The 25,200-nt window shown below is 70.9% G+C and carries 22 protein-coding genes and 1 pseudogene; 14 read left to right on the top strand and 9 right to left on the bottom strand.

From position 1 onward, the window contains the following. Positions 1-48: 48 nt before the first annotated feature. Positions 49-1,041: a GlxA family transcriptional regulator gene (locus OG448_RS29650; protein WP_405558386.1), complete on the top strand. Its 993-nt coding sequence runs from the start codon at positions 49-51 to the stop codon at positions 1,039-1,041. On the opposite strand, the gene OG448_RS29645 is transcribed toward OG448_RS29650, so the two are convergent. Beyond that, on the bottom strand, positions 1,019-1,936 hold the full coding sequence (locus OG448_RS29645) for an aminoglycoside phosphotransferase family protein (protein WP_405558384.1): 918 nt from the start codon (positions 1,934-1,936) through the stop codon (positions 1,019-1,021). The two genes, OG448_RS29650 and OG448_RS29645, sit on opposite strands and share 23 nt — an antisense overlap. A 77-nt stretch (positions 1,937-2,013) precedes the next feature. Here OG448_RS29645 and OG448_RS29640 point away from each other — a divergent pair, with 77 nt between their 5' ends. The 4 genes from OG448_RS29640 (at position 2,014) to OG448_RS29625 (ending at position 6,382) form a co-directional block, all read left to right on the top strand. Continuing rightward, a complete protein-coding gene (locus tag OG448_RS29640; RefSeq protein ID WP_405558383.1) occupies positions 2,014-2,805 on the top strand; it encodes a hypothetical protein in 792 nt (263 codons plus the stop codon). Between the two features lie 367 nt (positions 2,806-3,172). Continuing rightward, the gene (locus OG448_RS29635; protein WP_405559031.1) at positions 3,173-4,900 is read left to right on the top strand and encodes an ATP-binding cassette domain-containing protein; all 1,728 of its coding nucleotides are present in this window, start codon (positions 3,173-3,175) and stop codon (positions 4,898-4,900) included. 131 nt (positions 4,901-5,031) lie between these two features. Then, a complete protein-coding gene (locus tag OG448_RS29630) occupies positions 5,032-6,048 on the top strand; it encodes a glutathione S-transferase family protein (RefSeq protein WP_405558381.1) in 1,017 nt (338 codons plus the stop codon). Between the two features lie 28 nt (positions 6,049-6,076). Further along, entirely contained in the window at positions 6,077-6,382 is a 306-nt protein-coding gene (locus tag OG448_RS29625) for a DUF4235 domain-containing protein (protein ID WP_031183373.1), read from the top strand. A gap of 63 nt (positions 6,383-6,445) precedes the next feature. Here OG448_RS29625 and OG448_RS29620 read toward each other — a convergent pair whose 3' ends face one another. Both OG448_RS29620 and OG448_RS29615 read right to left on the bottom strand, forming a co-directional pair. After that, positions 6,446-6,838 carry a VOC family protein gene (locus OG448_RS29620; protein WP_364818402.1) on the bottom strand — a complete coding sequence of 131 codons (393 nt, stop codon included), beginning with the start codon at positions 6,836-6,838 and terminating at the stop codon, positions 6,446-6,448. Between the two features lie 74 nt (positions 6,839-6,912). Continuing rightward, on the bottom strand, positions 6,913-7,869 hold the full coding sequence (locus tag OG448_RS29615) for a Dyp-type peroxidase (protein ID WP_405558380.1): 957 nt from the start codon (positions 7,867-7,869) through the stop codon (positions 6,913-6,915). Positions 7,870-8,194: 325 nt separating this feature from the next. Here OG448_RS29615 and OG448_RS29610 point away from each other — a divergent pair, with 325 nt between their 5' ends. From OG448_RS29610 to OG448_RS29575, 8 genes are all read left to right on the top strand, one after another. Beyond that, complete coding sequence (locus OG448_RS29610) at positions 8,195-10,789, top strand: Pls/PosA family non-ribosomal peptide synthetase (protein WP_405558378.1); 2,595 nt, start codon at positions 8,195-8,197, stop codon at positions 10,787-10,789. Positions 10,790-10,800: 11 nt separating this feature from the next. Beyond that, a complete protein-coding gene (locus OG448_RS29605; protein WP_405558377.1) occupies positions 10,801-14,028 on the top strand; it encodes a non-ribosomal peptide synthetase in 3,228 nt (1,075 codons plus the stop codon). 46 nt (positions 14,029-14,074) lie between these two features. Further along, the gene (locus tag OG448_RS29600; RefSeq protein WP_405558375.1) at positions 14,075-15,079 is read left to right on the top strand and encodes a TauD/TfdA family dioxygenase; all 1,005 of its coding nucleotides are present in this window, start codon (positions 14,075-14,077) and stop codon (positions 15,077-15,079) included. Further along, complete coding sequence (gene sbnB / locus OG448_RS29595; protein WP_405558373.1) at positions 15,076-16,143, top strand: 2,3-diaminopropionate biosynthesis protein SbnB; 1,068 nt, start codon at positions 15,076-15,078, stop codon at positions 16,141-16,143. The genes OG448_RS29600 and sbnB overlap by 4 nt, the downstream gene beginning before the upstream one ends. Positions 16,144-16,178: 35 nt before the next feature. After that, on the top strand, positions 16,179-17,204 hold the full coding sequence (gene sbnA / locus OG448_RS29590; RefSeq protein WP_405558371.1) for a 2,3-diaminopropionate biosynthesis protein SbnA: 1,026 nt from the start codon (positions 16,179-16,181) through the stop codon (positions 17,202-17,204). Between the two features lie 130 nt (positions 17,205-17,334). After that, entirely contained in the window at positions 17,335-17,751 is a 417-nt protein-coding gene (locus tag OG448_RS29585; protein WP_405558369.1) for a phage holin family protein, read from the top strand. Then, a complete protein-coding gene (locus OG448_RS29580; RefSeq protein ID WP_405558368.1) occupies positions 17,748-18,131 on the top strand; it encodes a DUF3618 domain-containing protein in 384 nt (127 codons plus the stop codon). The genes OG448_RS29585 and OG448_RS29580 overlap by 4 nt, the downstream gene beginning before the upstream one ends. A gap of 110 nt (positions 18,132-18,241) precedes the next feature. Then, positions 18,242-18,667, top strand: a complete 426-nt coding sequence (locus OG448_RS29575; protein WP_405558366.1) for an ATP-binding protein — start codon at positions 18,242-18,244, stop codon at positions 18,665-18,667. A 9-nt stretch (positions 18,668-18,676) separates the two neighbouring features. On the opposite strand, the gene OG448_RS29570 is transcribed toward OG448_RS29575, so the two are convergent. The 4 genes from OG448_RS29570 to OG448_RS29555 all read right to left on the bottom strand — a co-directional run bounded on the left by OG448_RS29570 (position 18,677) and on the right by OG448_RS29555 (position 22,059). Beyond that, positions 18,677-20,092, bottom strand: a complete 1,416-nt coding sequence (locus tag OG448_RS29570) for a sugar porter family MFS transporter (protein ID WP_405558364.1) — start codon at positions 20,090-20,092, stop codon at positions 18,677-18,679. A gap of 81 nt (positions 20,093-20,173) precedes the next feature. Continuing rightward, a complete protein-coding gene (locus tag OG448_RS29565) occupies positions 20,174-21,109 on the bottom strand; it encodes a GlxA family transcriptional regulator (protein WP_405558362.1) in 936 nt (311 codons plus the stop codon). Beyond that, a complete protein-coding gene (locus OG448_RS29560; protein ID WP_405558360.1) occupies positions 21,106-21,645 on the bottom strand; it encodes a cysteine hydrolase family protein in 540 nt (179 codons plus the stop codon). Before OG448_RS29560 ends, OG448_RS29565 begins: the two co-directional genes overlap by 4 nt. Before the next feature lie 69 nt (positions 21,646-21,714). Beyond that, positions 21,715-22,059 carry a hypothetical protein gene (locus tag OG448_RS29555; RefSeq protein ID WP_405558358.1) on the bottom strand — a complete coding sequence of 115 codons (345 nt, stop codon included), beginning with the start codon at positions 22,057-22,059 and terminating at the stop codon, positions 21,715-21,717. 374 nt (positions 22,060-22,433) lie between these two features. Here OG448_RS29555 and OG448_RS29550 point away from each other — a divergent pair, with 374 nt between their 5' ends. After that, positions 22,434-22,886 (top strand): hypothetical protein, encoded by a 453-nt coding sequence (locus OG448_RS29550; RefSeq protein WP_405558357.1) that lies wholly within the window; start codon positions 22,434-22,436, stop codon positions 22,884-22,886. A gap of 68 nt (positions 22,887-22,954) precedes the next feature. On the opposite strand, the gene OG448_RS29545 is transcribed toward OG448_RS29550, so the two are convergent. Both OG448_RS29545 and OG448_RS29540 read right to left on the bottom strand, forming a co-directional pair. Next, complete coding sequence (locus OG448_RS29545) at positions 22,955-24,166, bottom strand: beta-1,3-glucanase family protein (protein ID WP_405558355.1); 1,212 nt, start codon at positions 24,164-24,166, stop codon at positions 22,955-22,957. A 103-nt stretch (positions 24,167-24,269) separates the two neighbouring features. After that, positions 24,270-25,139 (bottom strand): annotated as a pseudogene (locus tag OG448_RS29540) (family 16 glycosylhydrolase); the annotation flags it as partial. Between the last annotated feature and the right edge of the window lie 61 nt (positions 25,140-25,200).

Here is a 25,200-nt window from a genome sequence, read left to right as displayed (position 1 = left end):
ACCGCCCTCACCACTGACCGTCCGGACAGCAAGTGAAAGAATCCGGTCATGGACGGGGAGAGGCGGCACCAGGTGGTCGTCCTGGTGCGCGCCGGGCTCATTCCGATGGAACTCGGCATCGTGCACCGGCTGTTCACCACCGCCACCGACCCCGACGGTCGGCCGCTGTACTCGGTGCGCACCTGCGCGACCGTGCCGGGCGTGGTGGCGACGGACACCGACATCGGGATTCAGGTCCCGTACGGGCCGGAGATCCTCCGGGAGGCGGACACCGTCGTCGTCCCCGCCGCCGTCGAGGACTACCGGCCGCAGGAGCGCGGGCGGCTCGACCCCGAGGTGCGGCGGGCGCTCGCCCTCGTGCCCGAGGGGGCGCGGCTCGCGTCGATCTGCACGGGAGCGTTCGTGCTGGCCGCCGCCGGGCATCTCGACGGGCGGCGGGCCACCACGCACTGGAAGTCCTGCGCCGAGCTGGCCGCGCTGTACCCGGAGGCCGAGGTCGATCCCGGTGTGCTGTACACCGACGACGACGGGGTGCTCACCTCGGCGGGGGTCGCCTCCGGGGTCGACCTGTGTCTGCACATGATTCGTAGCGATCACGGGGCGGAGGTCGCCAACGCGGTCGCCCGCGACACCGTCGTGCCACCGCACCGGGAGGGCGGGCAGGCGCAGTACATCGAGCGGCCCGTACCCCGGGAGTCCGCCCCCTCCCCCACGGCGGCCGCCCGTGCCTACGCCCTGGAGCACATCGGCGAGCCGCTCACTCTGGACGACCTCGCCCGACGCGCCGGGATCAGCGTGCGCACGCTCAGCCGCCGTTTGCGTCGGGAGACCGGCGCGACACCGATGCGCTGGCTGGCCGAGCAGCGCCTCGACCATGCCCGGCGGCTCCTCGAACGCACCGACCACCCCGTCGACCGTGTCGCCGCCGACGCGGGGTACGGCACCGGTACGGCGATGCGGCTGCACTTCCGGGAGGCGCTCGGCGTTTCACCTCGCGCCTATCGGAACACCTTCCGCGTCAGGAGCGGGCCGACTCCGTGAGCCGGCGCAGGGACGCCTGGCCCGGCGGGCCCCAGGTCGGTTTGCCGCCTGGGCTTCCCTGGTCGCCCGCGTGGCCGATGCGGATGCCGGCCAGGGCGCGGAGGATCGCCCAGCCGCGGGCGCGGCGGAGGGTCGCGGGGTCCGGGGCGGGGCGGTAGGCAGTGTGGAAGCGGTCGAGGGCGCCGTCCGGGAGGAGAATCCATGCGGAGGCGAGGTCGAAGGCGGGGTCTCCGGCGAAGAGGTCGCCGAAGTCGATGACGCCGGAGAAGGTGCCGTCGATGGTGAGGATGTTGGCGGGGTGCAGGTCGCCGTGGAGCCAGAGGCGGGGGCCGGTCCAGCCGGGCGCGGCGGCCGCGTCCTCCCAGACCGCGCGGACGGCGTCGGGGTCGTGGACGAGGCCCAGTTCGGCGGCCCAGGCGAGCGAGCCGGCGAGGGCTTCCGCGTAGTCGGCCAGGCGGCCCCCTCGATCCCGGCCCACCGGTGCCTGCTCGGGGGCGGGGCGGTGAAAGGCGGTCAGGAAGGCGGCGAGGGCGTCGGCCGCCTCCTCGGGGCGGGTCGCCGGGGCACGGTCGCCGGGCTCGCCGGGTACCCAGGTGGTGACGAGCCAGGGTCTCGGGAAGCGTGCGGAGGGTTCACCGAGGCGCTGTGGCACGGGGACCGGGAGGGGCAGGCCCTCCGCGAGAAGGGGCAGCCAGGTGTGTTCCTTGCGCAGCAGCGCATCCGCCGACTCGGTGGCCCAGGGCAGGCGCACGGCGAGGTCGTCGCCGAGCCGCCACACCTGGTTGTCCCAGCCGAGCGCGCCGAGCTTCAGGGGGCGTTCCGCCAGGTCGGGGTGCTGCTCGCGCAGCAGATCCCGGATCAGGTCCGCCGTGATGTCCGTCCCGGTGACTGTCATGGGGAGCCACGGTAGCGCTTAGCCCGGATGCCGGTCCGGGATGCGCGCCCGCGCGGTCGCGCCCCAGGATTCTGATCATGCGGAACTCCACTGACACCCCGTCCTGTCCCCGCTACGCACGGCACGGTGGTGCCCGGCATGCCATATCCGCGGCGGCCCTCTGCGGTGTCCTGCTGGCGGTGACCACGGCCTGCGGGGACCCGGGCACCACGTCCCGCTCCGGCGGTGTGGCGGGCAACGGCAACCCGGCCGTGTCCGGCTCCTCCCGCCCGACGACCGCCGGCGGCGTCCCCGGCGTCGGGGAGCGGATGGGCAGGCAGATCCCGGACGACACCCGGCAACTGGTGGTCGTCTACGGCGACGACCGGGACTCGGCCGAGGGCACGGCCGTGCTGTACGAGAAGCGGGGCGCCCAGTGGAAGCAGTCCGCGAGCTGGCCCTCGCACAACGGCCGCCGGGGCTGGACGACGGACCATCAGCTCGACGACGAGCGCAGCCCTGTGGGCGTCTTCTCCCTCACCGACGCCGGGGGCACCCTGCGCAGCCCCGGCACCAAGCTGCCGTACTGGTACGACGACCACGCCTACGCCGCATCGGTGGTGGACCCGGACGACGAGGCGCACGCGCACGACTTCGACTACGTCATCGCCATCAACTACAACCGGATCAAGGGCACTCCGCCCTATGACTGGAGCCGGCCCGAGGGTGTGGAGAAGGGCGGCGGCATCTGGCTGCACCTGGACCACGGTGATGGCACGTCGGCCTGTGTGACTGTCCCGGAGGCCGGCATCAAGACTCTGCTGGGCGCCCTCGACCCCGCCGACCGTCCGATGGTGGTGATGGGCGACCGCGAACGCCTCAAGGGCTGAGCGGAACCCATCCGTCACACGCGTATCGGCCGTGGCGATTCGGCCACGGCCGCGCGGAGGCCCGGCGCGTTGAGTCCTACGGCGCCTTTCCGGGGCTCCCGGAACGACGGCGGTCGATGCGGACTCCGCTGCGGCCGAAACACGTGTGTTCGATATCGGTCTCCCTCTCGTTGACTCCGGTGCCGCACCTTCACCGGACTTCGCAACCTGAGGAGACGCGCAGTTGAGCACATCCACCCGCACCGTCCCACCGCCCGCACCGGCGGAGATCAACTACTCCGGGCACTACTCCGTCAACCCGCTGGGCGAGGCGAGCTTCCGCAGCCTGTGCGCCCAACTCCCGCGTGTGCTGGGCCGGATCACGGCCATGGCGTGGGCGATCGACCGCCGTGCCGTACTGCTGCTGCTCGCGTGCCAGGTGGCGACCGGGGTGTCGGCCGCCGTCCTGCTCACCGCCACGGCCCGGGCCATGACCCCGCTGCTCGGCGCGGGCGCGATGGCGGACCGGCTGCGCGCGGCCCTCCCCGCGCTGGTCGTCGTCGCCTGCGCGAGTGCCACGGCCCGGACCGCGCTGGCCGTGGCCCGCTATGCCGAGCGCCGGATCACTCCCCGGCTGATGACCGCCACGGACACCACTCTCGTCGAGGCAGTCTGCCGGGTGGAGGCGGCCGCCTGCGCGGTGGACGGTTTCTCGGACCGGCAGGAAGCCGCCGAGATGGGCGTGACGCGTACGCAGGTCATGGTGATGGACGCCCAGCGGTTCACATCGGCCCTGATCCGGATGGTCACCGCGGGCGCGGTCGTCACCGTGCTCAACCCGCTGGTGCTGCCGCTGCTCCTGCTGGCCGTCGCCCCGGCCGCCGTCGGCGCGGTCCTCACCGCGCGGGTGGACTACGACATCCACTACGCCAACATCGCGGACCGCAACGTCCGGGGCATGACCCGCTGGTGGGCGACGACCCCGAAGTACGGCGACGAGGTCCGCGCCAACGGCATGACCGACTACCTCCTGTACTGGTACCGGGCCCTGTCCGAGCGGGTCGACCGGCGCACCCTGGCCGCCGCCCCGAGGACGCTGCGGATCGCGCTGCTCTCCTCCTTCGCCGGAGGCGTGTTCCTCACCGCCACCTGGGGGATGCTCGCCTGGCTGGCCGTCACCGGCCGGGTCGCGCCGGCCGTCGCCGCCACCGCCGTGGTCGCGGTGCAGACGACGCTCTCCGCGCTGTCCCAACTGGTCATGGAGGGCGCGGCCGTCTTCCACACCAGCCTCTACCTCGGTGACATGCAGGCGTTCTTCGACCACGCCGCCGAGCGGGCGCCCAGGCGCGGGGGCACGGTCGTCGAGGCGCCGGTGGAGGAGATCCGGTTGGAGGAGGTCAGCTACCGGTATCCGGGCAAGGACAGGCCCGCCGTGGACGGGGTCTCCCTGGCGCTGCGGCGCGGCGAGATCCTGGCGGTCGTGGGGGTGAACGGCTCCGGCAAGAGCACCCTGACCCGGCTGATCACCGGTATCTACCTGGCGGACAAGGGCCGGGTGGTGTGGAACGGCACCGATCTCGCGACCGCCGATCCGGCGACCGTCTGGGACAACACCGGTCTGGTGCCGCAGATCTTCGCGCAGTGGCCCCTCCGGGTACGGGAGAACGTCACCCTCGGCCAGCCCCGCAGCCATGACGACGGCCCGGTGTGGGACGCGGTGGAGGCCGTCGGCATGCGGGAGGCGGTGGAGGAGCTGCCCGCCGGGCTGGACACGCTGCTCGCCCGCGAGATCTTCGGCGGCACCGAGCTGTCCGGGGGCCAGTGGCAGCGGCTCGCCTGCTCCCGCGCGCTGTACCGCCGTCCGCCGCTGCTGATCCTGGACGAGCCCACGTCCCAGATGGACCCGCACGGCGAGCACGCCATCTTCGAGCACATCAAGGCGATCTCCGCCGACCGGATCACGATCGTCATCACCCACCGCCTGGAGAACACCAGGATCGCGGACCGGGTCGTCGTCATGGACCAGGGCCGGGTCACCGAGCAGGGCACGTACGACGATCTCGTCCACGCCGGCGGCACCTTCGCCGACCTCCTGCGGCTGTCCCAGGACCGCTGAGCGCTTCGGCGCGGGTCCCCGGCCGAAAAGGGGGAACGCGTCAGGCGGAACGGACGGGCCCGTCGCGCCGGAGCGGGCGGCGGGCCCGGCAGGGACAGCGCGCGGTGCGAGCCGTGCGGCGAGGAGGCGACATGGGTGGCGACGGCAACAGCGCCTACGGCCACAAGCAGTTCAAGCGGTCCAAGAGCCATTTCACGGACCGGATCACCGCCGACGGGCGGGACGGCTGGCCGGTGGAGTCCGGGCGGTACCGGCTGGTGGTCTCGCGGGCCTGCCCGTGGGCGAGCCGGGCGGTGATCTCGCGCCGGCTGCTCGGGCTGGAGCGGGCGCTGCCCATGGCGGTCACCGACCCCCTCCAGGACGACCGGAGCTGGCGGTTCACCCTGGACCCCGGCGGCCGGGACCCGGTGCTCGGCATCCGGTACCTGGCCGAGGCGTACGAGAAGCGGGAGCCGGGCGCGCCCGGCGGGGTCAGCGTGCCGGCGATCGTGGACGTGCCGAGCGGCGAGCTGGTCACCAACGACTACCAGCAGCTCACCCTGGACCTGGCCACCGAGTGGACGGACCTGACCCGCGAGGGCGCCCCCGACCTGTACCCGGAGCACCTGCGGGACGAGATCGACCAGGTGATGGCGGAGGTCTACGAGGACGTCAACAACGGGGTGTACCGGGCCGGGTTCGCCTCGGACCAGGAGAAGTACGAGGAGGCGTGCGCCGGGGTGTTCCGGCGGCTGGAGGCGCTGGCCGAGCGGCTGGCGGGGCAGCGCTATCTGGTCGGGGACACGATCACCGAGGCGGACATCCGGCTGTTCACCACGCTGGTCCGCTTCGACCCGGTCTACCACGGGCACTTCAAGTGCAATCTCTGGAAGCTGACGGAGAACCCGGTGCTGTGGGCGTACGCGCGGGACCTGTTCCAGACGCCGGGGTTCGGGGACACGGTCGACTTCGACCACATCAAGCGGCACTACTACCAGGTCCACTCCGGCATCAATCCGACCGGGATCGTGCCGCTCGGCCCGGACCTCTCCGGCTGGCTGAGCCCGCACCACCGCGAGGAGTTGGGCGGGCGGCCGTTCGGCGACGGCGCCGCGCCGGGACCCGTGGCTCCGCACGAGCGGGTGGGACCACGAGGTCTGCCTGCATGAGGAGGGCGTGACGAGGAAGAAGCGTGACATGGCGAAGAACAAGACGAAGAAGAAACTCTCGCTCACCTACAAGCCGGTCGGCTTCGTGATGAGCTGGGCCGGCGGCGCGCTGGCCGGGCTGGCCTTCCGCAAGGCGTGGATGGCCATACGGCACGAGGAGGACGCGCCCGACGCGCTCGACCGGGACCGTGGCTGGGGCGAGGTGCTGCTCGCGGCGGCGGTACAGGGCGCGATCTTCGCGGTGGTGCGCAGTGCCGTGGACCGTACGGGGGCCAAGGCCATCGAGCGGTCGACGGGTGTGTGGCCGGTGGCCGAGAAGGGCGGCCGGGACTGAGCACACGAAGACCGGGGGTGGCGGGCCGATCGGATGCCCGCCACCCCCGGTCTTCGTGTGTGGTCAGCCCTGCTTGGGGGCGGTCGGTGGGGCGAGCCGCACCGTGAAGGAGTGGCCCGACGGGTCCGAGTAGCTGCGCTCCTCGTGCGGGCCCACCGCGTCCCGTGTCTCCAGGGGACGGCCGCCCAGCGAGACGATGCGCCGCTCGGCCCCGTCCAGGTCGTCGACCATGAACTCGAGGTGCGCCTGGAGGGAGTTCTCCGGGCGGGGCCAGCTCGGGGGCGTTGCGTTGACATCGCGGCGGAAGGCGATGCGGAAGCCGTCCGCACCTCGGATCTGCACCAGGTTGGCGGAGGCGACGGTCTGTTCGCCGTCCAGGAACTCCTCGTAGAACGCGGCCAGTTTCTCCGGCTCGGCACAGTCGAGCACCACCACGCCCGCTTTGACCAGGGTCATGCTTCCTCCCAGAAAGTCGCCTCCCCCTGCGACTGTCCCGGCCCGCCCGATTCAGTCGGTGTTCCTCGCGCGGCTCAGTCCGCGAGGTCGACGAGGAACTTCCGGGGCGGACAGAAGAAGGTGACGCCGGTGACCGCTCGTGAGTAGTCGAGGATGCGGTCGTGCAGCGGCGGCGGGTCCCCGATGAACATGCGCTCCAGCATCTTCTCGGTGACCCACAGATGCCGGGAGTAGCCGATGAAGTAGGTGCCGTACTCGCCCTTGCCGGGGGTGGCGAACGGCATGTTGTCGCGGAGGATGTCGTGTTCGCCCTCGGCGTCCTGGATGGTGCACAGGGTCTTGTGCGACTTCTGGCCTTCGGTCGCGTCGGGGAGCTCGATGTTGTCGAACTTGGTGCGTCCGATGATCTGCTCCTGCGTCTCGGTGGTCTGGGCGCGCCAGTCCTTGAGGTCGTGCAGGTACTTCTGGATGACGACGTAGCTGCCGCCCTCGTAGGCCGGGTCCTCCTCGCCGACCAGGGTGGACGCGGGAAGGGAGAGGCCGATCGGATTGGCGGTGCCGTCCACGAATTCCAGGAGGTCGCGGCCGTTGTAGTAACGGAATCCGCTGACATCGTCCACGGCCGTCACGGAATCACCGAATGCCTCGAGAAGGATCTTCTCGAATTCCACGACGAGATCAACCGAATCGGCGCGGGTGTGATAGAGGAGATCGCCCTCGGTGGCGACCGCCGTGTGCTGGGCGCCCCGGATCTCCTGAAAGGGCTTGAGTTCCTTCGGCAGCGGTTTCCGGGTCAGCGGTTCCCAGGCGTGGTGCGAGATACCGAGATTGCAGGTGAAGATCCCGGTGTTCACCTGGATCTTGATGTCCTTGAGCAGGTCCTCGATGCTCGCCACCACCGACCGCGCCTTGTCCATGGCCTCGTCGCCGTCGTTGATGGTCAGCACGAGGAAGGCGGCCGCGGCGGTCATCGGCGCGTCGATGTACTGCGGCTCGGTCCTCAGCGCGTGCTCGGCGGCGGTGTCATCCATGGCCTCTCCCGGTGTGCGGCCCGCGAAAGGATGCAGGCAGGGCGGTGCGTGGCGGACGGAATCCGGCCAGTCCAGCATCCGCCCCCGCAGCGCGGTGCGCCACTGGCACCGGCATAGGAGAGGTCCGCCAAACAGGTGATCCCGGATGGGCCGAACACCTGCGGCTGCCCAGAAACCACGGGCCCGCCGGGGCCTTCCCGGCCCACGGGTTGATCGATTCGAAGTGGCAGCCTGACCGTGCCGGGCCGAAACTGATTCAGCAGTTCGTGATCAGAGAAGAGCACGTGGCCGAGCCAGCGATCGAGACGTTCTCGCAGGAGATCACATGGTGGAACAGTCCTCGGGCGTCCATATAGAAGGAACGGACGACGAAACCCTCGTAGGGCGGCACGATGGCGGCCCGGCGGTGAGGGAGACCGAAATGCGGCTGGCGGATGCGCTGGCCGACGTCATCGGTGTGGAGAACGTTCCGGCCGATGCGCACTTCTTCGAGAGGCTCGGCGCCAACTCCCTGGTCATGGCGCAATTCTGCGCACGGGTCCGGAAGCGGGAGGATCTGCCCTCCCCGTCCATGAAGGACATCTACCGGTACCCCACGATCCAAGCCCTGGCGGAGGCTCTCACGGAGGCCGCCCCGGCTCCCGTCGATTCCCCGGCCGCCCTCTCCCCCACCGCTCTGGTGATGCCGACGGAGCCGGTGCGGCGGGCGAGCGGGCTTTCGCACACCCTCTGCGGCACGGCCCAACTGCTGATCTTCCTGGGATATTCACTGGTCGCCGGTTTCGTCACCGCGAGCGGTTATGAATGGGTCGCCACCGGATCGGGCGCCTGGGACGTGTACCTACGCTCCCTCGTCTTCGGCGGTGTCGGATTCGTGGCCCTGTGCGCGTTCCCGGTCGTCGCCAAGTGGCTGCTCGTCGGCCGCTGGAAACCCGGTGAGTTCCCGGTCTGGGGCCTCGCCTACCTGCGCTTCTGGGTCGTCAAGGCGCTGCTCCACGCCAATCCGATGATCCTCTTCATCGGGAACCCGCTGTACGTGTTCTACCTGCGGGCACTCGGCGCCCGGATCGGCAAGGGCGTCACGATCCTCTCCCACTCGGTACCGGTCTGCACGGACCTGCTGACGATCGGCTCCGGCACGGTCATCCGCAAGGACTCGTTCTTCCTCGGCTACCGGGCGCACGCCGGGTACATCCAGACCGGGCGGATCAGCATCGGCCGGGACGTGTACATCGGGGAGAAGACGGTCCTGGACATCGACACCTCGATGGGGGACGGCGCCCAGCTCGGGCACTCCTCGTCGCTGCACCGAGGCCAGTCGGTCCCGGCCGGCGAGCACCGGCACGGCTCCCCCGCGCAGGCGACGGACGTCGACTACCTGCGGGTGGTCCCCGCCCGGTGCGGCACCGGCCGCCGGGCCTGGTTCGGGCTGGCCTCGCTGCTCCAGTTGTTCCTGCTGTACATCCCGCTCGGTGTCGGCGGCCTGTACATCCTGTTCAACGCGGTACCGGCGGTCCGCAGACGGGTCGACCCCAAGACGGCGCTCCCCCTGGGGGAGCTGGTGACCGACGCGGTGGTCCTCTCCCTGGTGCTGTTCGTCGGCTTCGTGGTCCTGGGCCTCGTCCTGCTGTGCACCCTGCCCCGCCTGCTCCACCTGGTGGTGCCGCCGGACCGGGTGTTCCCGCTCTACGGGTTCCGGTACGCGGTGCACCGGGCGACCGCGCGCCTGACGAACATCAAGTTCTTCGCCTGGCTCTTCGGCGACAGCTCGTACATCGTGCACTACCTGCGCGGCATCGGGTACGACCTCTCGCACGTCGAGCAGACCGGGTCGAACTTCGGCACCGAGGTGCAGCACGAGAACCCGCTGCTGGTCACGGTGGGCAGCGGGACGATGGTGGCCGACGGGCTCTCCGTGATCAACGCGGACTACTCGGCCACGTCGTTCCGGGTGTCGCGGGCGACGATCGGGGCGCACAACTTCCTGGGCAACAACATCGCCTACCCCATCGGCGGCCGGACCGGCGAGAACTGCCTGCTGGCGACGAAGGTGATGGTGCCGCTCGACGGGGAGGTCCGCGAGGGGGTCGGGCTGCTCGGTTCGCCGTGCTTCGAGATCCCGAGGTCCGTGGAGCGCGACACCCGGTTCGACAAGTTCAGGTCCGGTGACGCGCTACGCCGGAGCCTCGCCAAGAAGAATCGTTTCAACCTGCGCTCGATGGCCTTCATGCTGTTCGTGCGCTGGCTGCACGTGCTCGCGCTCACGCTGCTGGCCCTGGCCACGGTGGAGCTGTACGGCGTGCTCGGGCACGTCGTGATCGCCACCTACATGGCGCTGACGCTGGCCCTGTCCACGCTCTACTACGTGCTGCTGGAGCGCTGCCTCACCCGCTTCCGCCGGCTGCGTCCCATGCTGTGCTCCATCTACGACCCGGCCTTCTGGGCGCAGGAGCGCCTGTGGAAGGTGCCGGACCGGCACCTGAACATCTACAACGGCACCCCCTTCAAGGCCCTCGCCTGGCGCCTGATGGGTGTCCGCATCGGCCGCAGGGTGTTCGACGACGGCTGCTACATGACGGATCGCACACTCGCCGTCATCGGCGACGACTGCACCCTGAACGCCGGCAGCAAGGTCCAGTGCCACTCGCAGGAGGACGGCACGTTCAAGTCCGACATCAGCACGCTCGGTGCGGGCTGCACCCTGGGCGTCGGCTCGCACGTGCACTACGGCGTGACCATGGGCGACGGCGCGCGGCTCGCGCCCGATTCCTTCCTCATGAAGGGCGAGGAGGTCCCCGCGCACGCGCGCTGGGGCGGCAACCCCGCCGCGGAGATGCCGGAGGCCGAGGTACGGCCCGCGAGTACCGCCCGCAGGACCCCACCCACCGTCGACAGCGCCGCCGCGGCGTCCGTGAACTGAGGGAGCAACCGATGGGAACGCGTGTGCTGGCCGACCGGGACTTCTGGAGCGGCGTGCTGACCGCCGGCGGATTCACCGCGGTACCGCGCTGGGCCGAGGCGCCGGTCGCCGGTACGGCCGAGCACGAGGTGCCGTTGCCCGACTCCTTGGGCGACCTGGCGCGTCGGCTCGACGTGCCCGCGGCCGCGCTGCTGCTGGCGGCCCACGCCAAGGTGCTCTCCGCCCTGGCCGGCGAGCGGGACGTGGTGACCGGGTACGCCGCCGAAGCCGACGGCGAGCCCCTGCCGTGCCGCGTCACCGTCTCCCCCGGCACCTGGCGCACGCTCGTCGGAGCGGCCCACCGCGCGGAGTCGGAGGTGCTGGCGCACCGGGACTTCGCCGTGGCGGACCTGCGCCGCGAACTGGGCCTGACGGAGCCGGCGTTCGAGGTGACGTGCGGCGCCGCGAGCCCTCTCTCCGGTGACCGTGTCCTGCACGTGCACTGGTCCGAGCCAGAAGGGCGCCTGGTCCTCCGGTACCGCACGGACGTCCTGGATGCCCGGAGCGCCGACCGCATCGCCGGGTACCACGTGCGGGCGCTGGAGCTGATGGCGGCCGACCCGGATGCCCAGCACACGCACCAGAGCCTGCTGTCGGCCGAGGAGCGGCACGAGCAGTTGGCGGGGCTGGCCGGTCCCGAGCGGGAGCTGCCGGACGCGCGGGCGCACGAACTGTTCGAGCGGCGCGTGCGGCAGTACCCGGACGCCGTGGCGGCGGTGCACGGCGGGGAGCGGTGGACGTACGGCGAGCTGAACCGCCGGGCCAACCGGCTGGCGCGGGCGCTGGCGGCGCGCGGGCTGGGCCGTGAGGACGTGGTGGCCGTGGTGACCGAGCGGAACCTCGACTGGCTGGCCGCGACGCTGGCCGTGTTCAAGGCGGGCGGCGCCTATCTGCCGATCGAGCCGCACTTCCCCCCTGGCCGTATCGCCGCGACGCTGTCGCGGGCCGGGTGCCGGCTGGTGCTGACCGAGTCGGGCAGCACGGGCACGCTCGACGAGGCGCTGACCGACGTGCCCGGCACCGAGCGGCTGCTCGTCGGGGACGCGTACGCGGAAGGGCATGCCGAGGACGACCTCGGTGTGGCGGTGGACCCCGGTCAACTGGCCTACATCTACTTCACCTCCGGGTCCACGGGCGAGCCGAAGGGCGCGATGTGCGAGCACGCGGGGATGCTCAACCATCTCTTCGCCAAGATCGACGACCTGGGTGTCGCCGAGGGCGGGGTGGTCGCGCAGACGGCTCCGCAGTGCTTCGACATCTCGCTGTGGCAGCTCGTCTCCGCCCTGTTGGTGGGCGGGCGGACGCTGCTGGTGGAGCAGGACGTGCTCATGGACGTGGAGCGGTTCGCCGACACGCTCGTGGGCGGCCGGGTCGGGGTCACCCAGCTCGTGCCCTCCTATCTGGAGGTCCTGGTCACCTACCTGGAGCAGCACCCGCGCGACTTCCCGGATCTGCGCTTCGTGTCCGTGACCGGCGAGGCGCTCAAACCGGAGCTGGTGCAGCGCTGGTTCGCCGTGCAGCCGGGCATCAAGCTGGTCAACGCCTACGGCCTGACCGAGACGTCCGACGACACCAACCACGAGATCATCGACGGGGTGTGCGACCGCGTCCTGCTGGGGCGCGCGGTGAACAACGTCCGCGTCCTGGTCGTGGACGAGCGGCTGGAGCTGGTGCCGCTGGGCGCGCCGGGGCTGATCGCCTTCTCCGGTGTCTGCGTGGGCCGGGGCTACGTCAACGATCCCGAGCGCACCCGTGAGGCGTACCGGGAGGACCCGTACCGGTCGGGTGAGCGGCTCTACCTGGGCGGTGACTGGGGTCGCTGGCATCCCGGCGGCAAGCTGGAGTTCCTGGGACGCCGGGACAACCAGGTCAAGATCCGGGGCTTCCGTATCGAGATCGGCGAGATCGAGAACGCGCTGCTGCGCGTTCCGGGGGTGCGGGACGGCGCGGTGGTCGTGGCCGAACGGGCCGGGCAGGGCAAGCAGTTGGTGGCGTTCTACGCGGGGCGCGAAGTGCCCGTGGACGAGCTGCGGGAGGCGCTGGGCGTGGGGCTGCCCGCCTACATGGTCCCCGCGGCCTTCCACCGGCAGCCGTCCCTGCCGCTGACGGCCAACGGCAAGACCGACCGCAAGGCACTCACCGCACTGGCCGAACGGACCACGCCGGCCGCGCACGACGACGCCGCGGACCGCGAGCCGCGTACCCCGGCCGAGCGGCGGCTCGCGGCCGCCTGGGCCGCACTGCTCGGCATCCCCGAGGAGCGCATCGGCCGTACGGACCACTTCTTCGACTCCGGCGGCACCTCACTGACGGCGGTGAAGTTGACCATCGCGCTGGACCGAGCGGTGTCCCTGAAGGACATCACCCGCAACCCGGTCCTCGCCGACCTGGCCGCCCTCCTGGACGGCGCGGCCGGGCCGGACGGGGAACTGCTCCAGCCGCTGGCGGAGGCCGACGGGACACCGGAGTGCGCGCTGGTGTGCTTCCCGTACGCGGGCGGCAACGCGGTCAACTTCCAGCCGATGGCCAGCGCGCTGGCGGGCGGCGGGATGCCGGTGCTCGCGGTGGAGCTGCCGGGGCACGACCTGGCAGGGCGGCAGGAACCGTTCGGGTCGATCACCGAGGTGGCGGAGCGGGTCGCGGCGGAGATCACCGCGCGTGGTCTGACCCGGGTCATGCTGTGGGGCCACTCCTCCGGCGCCGCAGCGGCCGTGGAGACGGCCCGCAGGCTCCAGGAGCGCGGGGTGGAGGTGGCGCGGCTGTTCCTCGGCGCACAACTGCTGGGCACGGCCGCCGAGCGGCATGCCGCGGTGGAGGCGCTGTCGGTCCGCAGCGACGCCGAGATCGCCGCGCGGCTGGCCGAGGAAGGTGGTTATGTCGAGCTGGCGGAGCTGTCGGCACGGCACGCCGAGCGGGTCGGTGCCGCCTACCGCCACGACTGCCTCTCCGCGCACCGGTACTTCTCCGACGCCCTGGAGAACCCGCCGGCCGTGCGCCTGTCGGCGCCGGTGTCGGTGGTGGTGGCCGCCGACGACCCGTACACGGCCGGGTACACCGGGGCCCACCGGGACTGGCTGCTGCTGGCCGCCCGCGTGGACCTGCACGAACTCCCCGACGGCGGGCACTACTTCCCGCGCCTGCGCCCCACCGAGGCGGCGAAGGCCGTGTTGACCGCCGTGGAGCCGCTGGCCTCCTCCTGACTCTCCTCCCCGAGCCCGATGACGGGCGACCGAAAGGAAATCCGAGATGTCGACCTCTTCCCTGGCAGCCCCGCTCGACGTGGAGCTGCGGCCGGGCAGACCGCCGGTGGCCCGTATCGACACCCCGCCGGACGTGCCCGGCTGGGCGGCGCAGTACCGCGACGTGCTGCGCGCCCAGGTCGCCGAACACGGGTCGCTGCTGGTTCGGGGCCTGGGGCTGCGGGACCCGGAGCAGGTCGGTGCCGTGTTCGCCCGGCTGACCGGCGGCCTGATGACGGAGCGGGAGTCCTTCGCGCCGCGCGAGACCTTCGGCGCGGGGCTGTACGCGTCCACGACCTGGCCGGCCAACCAGCCGATGTGCATGCACCACGAGCTGAGCTACACCCAGGAGCCACCCGGTCTGATGCTGTTCGCCTGCCTGACCGCGCCCGAGGACGGCGGGGCGACGGCGGTCGCGGACGCGGCCGAGGTGCTGCGGGAGCTGCCCGCCGAGGTGCGGACGCGCTTCGAGCGGGAGGGCTGGCTGCTGACCCGGTCCTACAACGACGAGATCGGGGCGTCCCTGGAGGAGTCGTTCGGGACCGCCGACCGCGCCGGGGTGGAGAGCTACTGCCGGGCACACGGCATCGACTTCGCCTGGCAGCCGGACGGTTCCCTGCGCACCACCCAGCGGCGCCCGGCCGTGGTCCGGCATCCCGTCACGGGCGAGGCGTGCTGGTTCAACCAGATCGCGTTCCTCAACCAGTGGACGCTCGCCCCCGAGGTCCGCGAGTACCTGGTGGACATCTACGGCGCGGACGGCCTGCCGTTCAACACCCGCTTCGGGGACGGCACTCCGATCGGCGAGGACGTCGTCGAGCTGCTCAACGCGACGTACGAGAAGCACACCAGGCGCGAGCCCTGGCAGGCAGGCGACCTGCTCCTCGTCGACAACGTGCGCACCGCGCACAGCAGGGAGCCCTACACCGGGGACAGGCAGGTGCTGGTCGGCATGGCCGAGCCGCGCCGACTCGACGCCGGTGCCACGACCTCGGAGGCGATGAAGCGATGACCGACCTGTTGCCCACCGCCGCGCAGCCGGCCACCCCCGACCCGGCCTCGCCGACGTTCGCGGTGATCTCCGGTGAGCAGGTGCAGAAGGCGCTCGCCGGGCGCGAGCGGGAGATCACGGACCTGGTCGAGGCGACCTACCGGTTGCACGGCGCCGGGGACTCGGTGAACCCGCCGTCCTACTTCCTGCGGTTCCCCGACCGGCCCAGCTCGCGGATCATCGCGCTGCCGGCCTCGGTCGGCGGGTCCGTGGGCGTCGACGGCATGAAGTGGATCTCCAGCTTCCCGGACAACGTCCGGTCGGGGCTCCCCCGCGCCTCGGCGGTGCTGATCCTCAACGACCCCACGACGGGCTATCCGTTCGCCTGTCTGGAGAGCTCCATCATCAGCGCGACCCGGACGGCCGCGTCCGCCGCGCTGGCCGCCGACTGGTTCAGCCGCAACCGGCCGCGCCCGACCCGGGTCGGGTTCTTCGGCACCGGGCTGATCGCCCGCTACATCCACACCTTCCTCGCGGGCACCGGCTGGGAGTTCGAGACGGTCGGGGTGCACGACCTGGCCGCCGACAGCGCCGCCGGCTTCTGCGAGTACCTGCGGCAGAGCGGGACGAGCGCCGAGGTCACCGTCCACGACAGCGCGGCGGACCTGATCCGCTCCAGCGACCTGGTGGTCTTCGCCACCGTCGCCGGACAGCCGCACGTCACCGACGCCTCCCTGTTCTCCCACAACCCCCTGGTCCTACACGTCTCGTTGCGCGACCTCGCCCCCGAAGTCCTCCTGGCGTCGGCCAACTTCGTCGACGACGTGGAGCACTGCCTGAAGGCCGACACCTCCCCGCACCTGGTCGAACAGCGCACCGGGAACCGGGACTTCCTCAACGGCACGCTGAACGACGTGATGCTGGGCCGGGCCGCACCGCCACCCGACCGGCCGATCGTCTTCTCGCCCTTCGGGCTCGGCGTCCTCGACCTCGCCGTCGGCAAGTACGTCTACGACGAGACGGCCGCCGCCGGAAACCTCGGCCTCATCGACAACTTCTTCCACGACCTGCGCCGGTATGGCTGAAAACGCTGCCCTTCCCCGGTAACAGGAGGCCCACCGTGCCCGTCATATCCGCTCCCCATGACTTCAACGAAGGCCATCTCTTCGTCGACCTCAAGTCGATCCTCGGGTGTCCCCTCTACCTGAAGTGCGAGGGCTTCAACTTCGCCGGCTCCATCAAGCTGAAGGCCGCGAACGAGATGGTGGAGAGCGCCGAGCGGGAGGGCATCCTCAAGCCGGACTCCGTCATCGTGGAGTCCTCCTCCGGGAACCTCGGCGTGGCGCTCAGCATGATCGCCGCGAGCAAGGGCTACAAGTTCCTGTGCGTGACCGACTCGCGCTGCAACCTGTCGACCCGGCTGCTGATGGAGGCCCTCGGCAGCAAGGTGCACATCGTGGCCGACCTGGACGAGAACGGCGGGTTCCTGGGCACGCGGATCGAGTACGTCCGCTCGCTGTGCGCCTCCGACGACCGGTACGTGTGGCTCAGCCAGTACACCAACCCCGGCAACTGGCAGGCGCACTACCGCACGACCGCTCGTCAGATCGCCCGTCAGTTCCCGAGCCTGGACGTGCTGTTCGTCGGTACGGGCACCGCCGGGACGCTGATGGGGTGCGCCCGCTACTTCCGGCAGTGGCACCGCCCGGTGCGCATCGTCGCGGTGGACAGCGTGGGCTCGGTCGCGTTCGGCGGGGAGCCCGGCCGCCGGATGATTCCCGGCCTCGGGATGAGCATGCGGCCGCCGCTGCTGGACGAGTCCTACGTCAACGAGGTGATCCGGGTGGAGGAGGCGGACACCATCCGGGCCTGCCACCAGATGGCCCGGCGCGGCTTCCTGTTCGGCGGGTCCACCGGCACGGTGGTCAGCGGTGCCGCGAACTGGCTGGCCCGCCACGACACCCGTGACTTGACGGCGGTGGCCATCGCGCCGGACCTGGGCGAGCGCTACCTCGACACCGTGTACCAGACCAACTGGCTCCAGGATCTGTTCGGCGACGAGGTCCTGGATCCGAGCCGGCCGGTCACTCCCTTCGAAACGGACGGTCCGGCCTCCCGCGAGCCGGACCGCTGGCCACAGCCGTAACACGTCCCCCGCTTGCCCCGTCCATCTCGGTGCCGCCCGTGTGAGGGCCCTGTGGAACAGGGCCCCGGCAGGCGTCTCTCCGCGTAACCGGGGCATCCGGATTTCCGGATACGCAGGAGGGGTGATGGTCATGTTCGAACCCGACCGCGAACAAGCGGTGGCCCGTGAGGAGCCGGTCGGCGAATTGGTGCAACGCGCCTCGCAGCAGCTCACCGAGCTGGTACGCGGTGAACTCCGCCTCGCTCAGGCGGAGATGAAGGAGAAGGGCAAGCGCTACGGCAAGGGCGGCTCGCTCTTCGGCGGCGCGGGGCTCGCCGGTTTCCTCACGCTCCAGGCCCTGGTGGCCACGGCGATCGCCGGTCTGGCCGTACCGCTTCCGGTGTGGGCCGCCGCGCTCATCGTCAGCGGCGTCCTCGGCGTGGTCACGGCGGTGCTCGCCCTGACCGGCAAGAAGGAGGTCGGCATGGCCGCCCCGCCCGCTCCGGAGCAGACCATCGACAGTGTGAAGGCCGATGTGGCCGAGATCAAGGAGAGTGCCAAGCGATGACACAGCAGCCGTTCGAGGAGTCCTCCTCCGCGAGCCCCCAGGAGCTTCGGGAGCAGGTCGAGCGGACCCGCCACGAGCTCGGGGAGACCGTGGAGGCGCTCACCGACAAGGCCGACGTCAAGGCCCGTGCCCAGCAGAAGGCGGCCGCGCTCAAGGTGCAGACCGCCGAGACCGCGCAGAAGCTGGCGGAGAAGGTGCCGGACCCGGTCAAGGAGAAGGCCGCCACGGCCGCGACCCAGGTCCGGGCCAAGGCCGGTCAGGCCGAGCAGCTCTGGCAGGAGCGGGCGCCCGAGCAGGTCCGCGACAAGCGCAAGCTGCTGGTCGCCGGCGCGGTCGCGGCGGTCGCGCTGACCCTGCTGAGCCGCCGGAAGCGCCGCTAGCGCGCGACTGCGGTGACGAACGGGCCCCGGCCGAGCGTAAGTGCGCTCGGCCGGGGCCCGTTCCCTCGTTTCGGCGGGGTGCGGGCGCGATCGTGGGGAAGGCGGGTGGCATGAGTGTCGATGAATCTTCCTTGAGCAACTCCTCCCTGCGAGCGGTGGGATGGGCACGGTCGCTGCCCGTCAGCAGCGGGGTGAAGGCGGCGCGGGACTGGACGCGTAGCCACCTGGAGACCCTGGACTGGGCGCAGAGCGCGCCGGACACGGTGGACGCGGTGCTGCTGACGGTGTCCGAGCTGGTCACCAACGCCCATGTGCACGCCCAGGCCACCGCACAGCTCGTGCTGACCTGGGACAGCGAGTGCCTGCATGTCACCGTGCACGACGCCTCGCCGGAGTTGCCCGAGCAGCGCAAGCCGACCACCGGGGCGACCGGCGGCCGGGGCATGCTGCTGGTGGACGCGCTGGCCGACAGTTGGGACGCCTACCCGTGCCCGCGCGGCAAGGAGGTCACGGCCTGCTTCCGGCCCGCGAGTTGAGGGTGCCGTTCAGGAGCGGGCGAAGTCCTCGGGCTGGAACTCGTGGTTCTTCAGGTGCCGTTCGATGTCCTCCAGGCTGTGCCCGGTCAGCTCCGGCATCTTCCACCACACGAAGAGCCAGGCGGCGACGTTGAAGAAGGCGTAGATCCAGAAGACCTGGCCCACGCCGAAGGCGCTGATCATGCTGAGCAGGGTGAGGGTGATCAGGAGGTTGGTGCTCCACAGGGTGGCCGACTGGACACTGGTGGCAGCGGCCCGCACGGTCAGCGGGTAGATCTCGGAGCCGGTCAGCCAGCCCATGAGCTGAAGGCCGCCCGCGTTGAAGAACATGAAGGCCAGCAGGCAGGCGACGATGGCGGGGACGTAGGCGCGGGTGCCGTGGCCGGTGATGTAGAAGCCCCCCAGCACGAACAGACTCACGGCCGCGCCGGGCACCATGATCAGAGTGAGCCTGCGGCGGCCGACCTTGTCGACGATCCACAGGCCGACGATCATCATCACCAGGTAGACCACACCGAGCGCCACGCTCACCCGGAGCGCCGAGGAGCGGGGGAAGCCGTTGTCGGTGAGGATGGTCGGGGCGTAGTAGATGATCATCTCGATACCGGAGAGCTGGGTGAAGACGGCGATGCCGCAGCCGACGACCAGTGCCGGACGCACCCACGCCTGCCGCAGCCCACGCCAGCCCCGGTGGCTCCGGTCGGTGCGCTGCTGACGGCGGGCCAGGGCGCTGATCTCGTCCAGCTCGGAGCCGACGTCGTAGCCCTCGGGGCGTACCTGCCTCAGGACCTTCTCCGCCCCCTCCACGTCGCCCTTGCGCAGGATCAGCCACCGGGGGCTCTCGGGGAGCCGCAACTGGCCCACCAGCATGACCAGGGCCGGTGCGGCGGCTGAGCCGATGGACACCCGCCAGGACACCGCTTCGCTGGCGCCGACGATGGTGGCGATGACGATGCCGACGCCGATGGCGAGCTGGAAGCAGAGCACCAGGCGGCCGCGGATCGTCCTGGGCGCCAGCTCGGCCACGTACATCGGGACGGTCTGGGTGGCACCGCCGACCGCGAAGCCCAGCAGCACACGGGCGAGGGCGAGGCCGACGGCGGAGGGGGCGACCGCGCAGGTCAGGCTGCCCGCGATGAAGACACAGCAGATCAACAGGATGGTGCGGTGCCGGCCGAAGCGCTCGCACAGGAGGCTGCAGCTCAGTGAGCCGATGACGGCGCCCAGCAGGATTCCGGCGGCGATGGTCTCCTTCATGGTGTTCCCGATGTGGAACTCCTCGGAGATCTGGAGCAGCGCGCCGGAGATGATGCCGGTGTCGTAGCCGTACAGCAGGCCACTGATCGCGGACACCACGGCCGCCATCAGCATGTGCCCGTTCAGGCCCTTGGTGGTGCGGGGCGCCTGACCCGCGGCTTGCGTCATGGTTCCTCCGGGGCGGTTTCGACCGTTTCCGCCGGTCGAAACCGTACGTCGGAGGGGGACCCGGAGCCCGGAGGGCTCGCTTCAGCAGGGCGAATCGGCTGAACGGGCGGCCGACTCCCGCCTCAGGCGGCGGAGCATCCGGGCGTCCTCGAAGCCGACCTCGCGGGCGGCGGACTCGGCGGTGGCGCCGTGGCTGATGAGGTGTTCGGCGCGCTCCACCCGGAGCGCCTGCTGGTACCTGAGCGGGGTGAGCCCGTCGGTGGCCCTGGTGAACAGCCGGGTCAGAGTACGAGCGCTGACGCCCGCGTGGGCGGCGAGGCGGGCCAGGGGCAGGGGCTCAGCGTAGCGGGCGTCGATGAGGTCCTGGACGCGGTGGGTCGTGTCGTCGAGGTGGGCGCGGTGCCGGAGCATGGCGCTGGTCTGCGGTTCGTCGCCGTTGCGGCGGGCGTAGATCACCATCTCGCGGGCGACCCGGGCGGCGAGAGCGGGGCCGTGGCGTACGGCCAGGAGGTGCAGGGCGAGGTCGATGCCGCTGGCGATGCCGGCCGAGGTGATGACCCGGTCGTCGGTGGTGAACAGCACGTCCTTGACGACGGTCGCCCTGGGGTGACGGGCCGCCAGTTCGTCCTGGAGCTGGTGGTGGGTGGTGCAGCGACGGCCGTCGAGCAGCCCTGCCTGTCCGAGGGCCTGGGCGCCCGCGCACACACTGGCGACGGTGCCGCCGGCGGCGTGGTGGGCGCCCAGCCGGTCGAGGATGTCGGGGGTGAGCACGGGGCCGGTGCGCAGGGTGCGGGCGCGCCAGCCGGGGACCACGACGAGGTCGCCGGGGCCGAGGCCGGGCCACTGGGTCTGTGCGGTGAGCATGAGCCCCTGGGCGCTGGGGACCTGCGGCTGTGCGGCGACGTAGTCGAGGGTGTACGGCTGCCCGAGGTCCGCCGCGGTGGAGAAGACCTGGGCCGGTCCGGCCAGGTCGAGCAGGTGGACCCCGGGCAGCAGGACGAAGACGACGCGGGTCATACCGGTGTGGCCGCCAGCTCGTCCACGGTGGCGATACGGGCGAAGCGGTCGCGCAGGACGGCCGTGGTGCGCTCGATGATCGCCTCGGCGCTGAGGTGGCCGATCGGGTTGGTCGCGGTGGCGTCGACGACGAAGACGACCTCGTACCCGAGGTCGCTGCCGAGCCGGGCGGTGGTCTCGACGCACTGCTCGGTCCGGATACCGCACACCCACAACTCCCCCACGCCCGCCTCGGTGAGCAGTTGCTGGAGATTGGTGGTGGTGAACGCGTTGTGCGAGGTCTTCCGCAACACCGGCTCCCCGGGCAGCGGCTGCTCCAGCTCCTCCAACAGCCGCACATGCCCCAGCTCCGGATCGAACACGTCCCCACTGCCGGGCGCGGTGTGCAGCACCCACACGACGAGGTCCCCCCGCTCGCGCGCGCCCCGCACCAGCCGGTTCACCGGCCGAGCAATCTCCGGATCACTGATCTCCTCCCACAGCGGCCGGGCCCGGAACGACTCCTGGACATCGATGACAATCAGCGCTCTCTTCATGCCCCTAGTCTGACCTGGGCCTGAGCCCACCCGACAGACATGATCGGGGCCACGCCCGGAACGATCCGGTCAGCGGCACACGAGCCTCTCCGCCTCGACGCTCGCCGGTTCCAGCTTCTCGTCGATTCCGCACTTGACGAGATCGCCGTACATCACGGGCGCCCAGGTGACCACGGTTCCGCGTACCGGAGCCGCGTCCGTCGGAGCGCAGTAGTACGCGAAGGACGCCTCGTAGGTGGTGGCGCCGACGTCGTAGAACAGAACGCCCGCCGACTTCTTGAACGACACCTCCTGCTCCCTGTCCGCCCCGAGGGTGAAGCCCGTTCCCGCGGCGGCCAGTTCGGTATCGGCCGCGCAGCCGCTCCCGGCCAGCACGACGGCGACCGCCACGACCCCTCGAACTCCACGCTTCATGTCCGACAGCCCCTCCCCTTGATCCAGGAGCGACAGTCTCCCCGACCCACTCCCCCACCCCGCGCCCGCCCGTAGCGACAACGTCAACTGGTCACCGGGGGACCCCGGTTGTGGGAGACGGAAGGGGTCCGCGATACGGGAGTCGTTCACTCGGCTTTGCGGAGCAAGTTTTTTGGGGTGGTTGCTGAAACGGTTCGTAGTGCGAAGGGACGGTGGCGGAGGTGCGGGTGCGCCCCCGATGCGACCCGGGCTGTGCCGAATGACCGGATTCGCACTTCTATGGCAGCTCATCCGGTCGGGACGATGGATCAAGTCTTCGGGACCGGCGTCATCCATGGCGGTGGCCGGAGGGCGGGATCAGGGGGAGTTTCAGGATGAGCGTGCGCAAAGTTCTGGCCGTGACGGCGGCCGCGGTGGCGCTGGCGGGAAGTCAGTTACTGGCCGGCAGCGCGTCGGCGGCGCCGGCTGGCGGAACCCAGGGCCGGATCGACAGCTATCTGGCCGCCCACCCCGGCGAGAGGCAGCTCGCGGCGGACAAGGCGACCATGCCCGGCGGGACGGTGACCTTCGCCGTTCCCGGCACCGCCGCGATCAGTTGCAGCGCCGGACACCTGTGTATCCAGGACGGGAACGGCAAGCGCTACGACTACTACTACTGCGGGTACTACGACTTCTACGGAATCGGGGACGGCTACTTCAACAACAGCCAGAGCACCGGCACCGTGGCCCGGTTCTACAACGAGAACGGCACCGAGCGGTGGAGCAGCCGGGCACCGCAGAGCGGTACGGCCTCCTGGACGCCGGTCTGGCACATCCGCCCCTGCTGACCGACAGGGACAACCACACTGCTCCCCGCCTTGAGCCGAGGCGGGGAGCAGCGCCGTTGCGGGGTGGATCAGAACGACGTCAGCGTGAGCGTGAAGCCGGAGGGCGCCGTGTCCTGGATGAAGGACGCGAAGTCGGCGACGTCGTCGAAGGCGAAGCCGTACGCCTTGCCGTCCTTGGTGGCCGCGTGGATGGCCTTGGAGTAGTGGTTGGTCAGCTCCCCCTGGTAGAAGGCGGCCGGGTCGGTGCTGGGCTGCGCGGTGTCGGTGAGCAGCGTCGAGCGGTTGAAGCCGGCGCCCAGGACGGCGGCGACCGGGCCGGTGGTGCCGTCGTTCGGGGCGGCGAGGTTGCCGTCGCAGAAGAGGACGTCACGGGTGGACGGCTTGGCGAAGGACACCGAGGCCGGGCCGTCGAAGGTGAAGCGGTCGCCGCGGACCCGGCCGGTGAAGGTGCCGGCGTTGGTCGTGATCTTCAGGTCCTTGCCGGTGAAGGTGCTCCACACCTCGTCGATGTACGGCGCGAAGTAGTCCTTGGCGAACAGCCCGGCGTCCAGCCCGTGACCCGGCGCGATGATGCGCTTGTCGTCCACGACCAGCTTGGAGAACTCCGCGACCTCCTTGACCGCGGCGAACGCGGCGGCGCGGCCCCCGTCACGGATGCTGCCGGTCGTCTGGTCCTTCTCCCCGGTGAGGCGGATGCTCATCGGCACGCTGAACATGTCGACCATCGTGGTGTTGCAGAACATGCCCGACGCGTTGTACGTGAACTCCGCGCAGTCGTGCAGCACACCGAAATTGGGGTCGGACTCGACCCAGCCGGCTGGGAACTGGAGTGCCGCGTTGCCGTTGCCGTCGGTGACGGCCTTCATCTTCAGCTTGTCGCCGAGCGAGACGTAGATACGGCCCGACATGAACGGCAGGGACAGCTTGGTCTCGCCGCTGCCCGCGAGCGGTATCGCGTAGTCGGTGAAGCCGTCGGCGCCGTTGTCGGAGACGGCGATGGGCGCGAGGGTGCCGTCCTGCTTGAGGCGGACCTGCTTGCCGTCGACGTTGCCGACGACGTAGACGTTCACGGACGCGTTGTCGAACGAGCCGCTGTTGTTGACGACGGTCACCGGCAGCGAACCCGACGCCGCGCGGGTCTTGTTGCCGCCGCTCTCGCCCGGCTGGTCGGCGAGGGCGAAGGGCGCGATGGCGGCGGCCGCGGGGACGGCCACGGCCGCGCCGCCGAGCGCGAACATCAGCTTGCGGCGGGTCAGGTTGCGCTGGTGACGAGGCGACATGCGGGGAACTCCTTGCAGTGGGGGAAGCACCCGGCCGGAGCCGGGACAACACGGGGACGGTCAGCGGGGCCGGGGGTTGGCGACTCCCGGCCCCCGGACCTCAGTTCTGGGCGGAGACGTGGACGTAGTCCACGGTCATCGTCTGCGGGAAGGACGTACCGGCGTCGGGGCCGCCGGGCCAGTCACCGCCGACCGCGAGGTTGAGGATGACGAAGAAGGGGTGGTCGTAGACCCACTTGTTGCCGTTGACGTCGGCCGGGGTGCGGGTCTGGTAGTTCTGGCCGTCGACGGACCAGGTGATGCCGGACGGGCTCCAGTCGACCGCGAAGGTGTGGAAGTCGTCGGCGAACGGCTTGCCGTCGGGCAGGTTGTACGCGGCGCCGATACCGCCCGCGCCGGAGTAGCCGGGGCCGTGGATGGTGCCGTGGACCGTGGCGGGCTCCTTGCCGACGTTCTCCATGATGTCGATCTCGCCGCTGCCCGGCCAGCCCGCGCTGCCGAGGTCGTCGCCCAGCATCCAGAAGGCCGGCCAGATGCCCTGACCGCGCGGGATCTTGATGCGGGCCTCGAAGTGGCCGTACTTCTGCGTGAAGGTCTGCGCCGTGTTCAGCCGCGCGGAGGTGAACTGACAGGGCCCGTTCCAGCAGTTCAGGTTGGGGTCGGTGTTCTTGCGGGCGGTGATGACCAGGTTGCCGTTGCCGTCGAGGGCCGCGTTGTCGGTGCTGTTCGTGTAGTACTGCAGCTCGTGGTTGCCGTTGCCGCCGCCGCCCGTCTCCAGGGTCCAGCGGGAGCTGTCCGGCGCGCTGCCCGCGGCGCCGTCGAAGTCGTCGGACCAACTGAACGCCGCCGGCGCGGCGTCGGCGCGGTGGGCGCCTGGTCCCGTGGTGTTGAGCAGCACACCGGCGGCGAGCGCGGCGGCGCTTCCGCAGATCAGTCCGCGGTAGGACCAGCGACGTAAACGATGACCAGCCATGACCAGAACACACCCTGTTCTCTGTGGGGGGGACGTACGGGGCACGCCCTCGACCGTGGGG

The organism is Streptomyces sp. NBC_01171 (assembly GCF_045039805.1).
Classification (GTDB): domain Bacteria; phylum Actinomycetota; class Actinomycetes; order Streptomycetales; family Streptomycetaceae; genus Streptomyces.
Note: the sequence above shows the minus strand (reverse complement) of the source record. Positions and strands in the feature narration are given on the sequence as shown.

Excerpts from the sequence above, each read along its gene's own strand:
- OG448_RS29650 (WP_405558386.1), top strand. The coding sequence starts at position 49 with ATGGACGGGGAGAGGCGGCACCAGGTGGTCGTCCTGGTGCGCGCCGGG.
- OG448_RS29645 (WP_405558384.1), bottom strand. The coding sequence starts at position 1,936 with ATGACAGTCACCGGGACGGACATCACGGCGGACCTGATCCGGGATCTG.
- OG448_RS29640 (WP_405558383.1), top strand. The coding sequence starts at position 2,014 with ATGCGGAACTCCACTGACACCCCGTCCTGTCCCCGCTACGCACGGCAC.
- OG448_RS29635 (WP_405559031.1), top strand. The coding sequence starts at position 3,173 with ATGGCGTGGGCGATCGACCGCCGTGCCGTACTGCTGCTGCTCGCGTGC.
- OG448_RS29630 (WP_405558381.1), top strand. The coding sequence starts at position 5,032 with ATGGGTGGCGACGGCAACAGCGCCTACGGCCACAAGCAGTTCAAGCGG.
- OG448_RS29625 (WP_031183373.1), top strand. The coding sequence starts at position 6,077 with ATGGCGAAGAACAAGACGAAGAAGAAACTCTCGCTCACCTACAAGCCG.
- OG448_RS29620 (WP_364818402.1), bottom strand. The coding sequence starts at position 6,838 with ATGACCCTGGTCAAAGCGGGCGTGGTGGTGCTCGACTGTGCCGAGCCG.
- OG448_RS29615 (WP_405558380.1), bottom strand. The coding sequence starts at position 7,869 with ATGGATGACACCGCCGCCGAGCACGCGCTGAGGACCGAGCCGCAGTAC.
- OG448_RS29610 (WP_405558378.1), top strand. The coding sequence starts at position 8,195 with ATGGTGGAACAGTCCTCGGGCGTCCATATAGAAGGAACGGACGACGAA.
- OG448_RS29605 (WP_405558377.1), top strand. The coding sequence starts at position 10,801 with ATGGGAACGCGTGTGCTGGCCGACCGGGACTTCTGGAGCGGCGTGCTG.
- OG448_RS29600 (WP_405558375.1), top strand. The coding sequence starts at position 14,075 with ATGTCGACCTCTTCCCTGGCAGCCCCGCTCGACGTGGAGCTGCGGCCG.
- sbnB (WP_405558373.1), top strand. The coding sequence starts at position 15,076 with ATGACCGACCTGTTGCCCACCGCCGCGCAGCCGGCCACCCCCGACCCG.
- OG448_RS29585 (WP_405558369.1), top strand. The coding sequence starts at position 17,335 with ATGTTCGAACCCGACCGCGAACAAGCGGTGGCCCGTGAGGAGCCGGTC.
- OG448_RS29580 (WP_405558368.1), top strand. The coding sequence starts at position 17,748 with ATGACACAGCAGCCGTTCGAGGAGTCCTCCTCCGCGAGCCCCCAGGAG.
- OG448_RS29575 (WP_405558366.1), top strand. The coding sequence starts at position 18,242 with ATGAGTGTCGATGAATCTTCCTTGAGCAACTCCTCCCTGCGAGCGGTG.
- OG448_RS29570 (WP_405558364.1), bottom strand. The coding sequence starts at position 20,092 with ATGACGCAAGCCGCGGGTCAGGCGCCCCGCACCACCAAGGGCCTGAAC.
- OG448_RS29565 (WP_405558362.1), bottom strand. The coding sequence starts at position 21,109 with ATGACCCGCGTCGTCTTCGTCCTGCTGCCCGGGGTCCACCTGCTCGAC.
- OG448_RS29560 (WP_405558360.1), bottom strand. The coding sequence starts at position 21,645 with ATGAAGAGAGCGCTGATTGTCATCGATGTCCAGGAGTCGTTCCGGGCC.
- OG448_RS29555 (WP_405558358.1), bottom strand. The coding sequence starts at position 22,059 with ATGAAGCGTGGAGTTCGAGGGGTCGTGGCGGTCGCCGTCGTGCTGGCC.
- OG448_RS29550 (WP_405558357.1), top strand. The coding sequence starts at position 22,434 with ATGAGCGTGCGCAAAGTTCTGGCCGTGACGGCGGCCGCGGTGGCGCTG.
- OG448_RS29545 (WP_405558355.1), bottom strand. The coding sequence starts at position 24,166 with ATGTCGCCTCGTCACCAGCGCAACCTGACCCGCCGCAAGCTGATGTTC.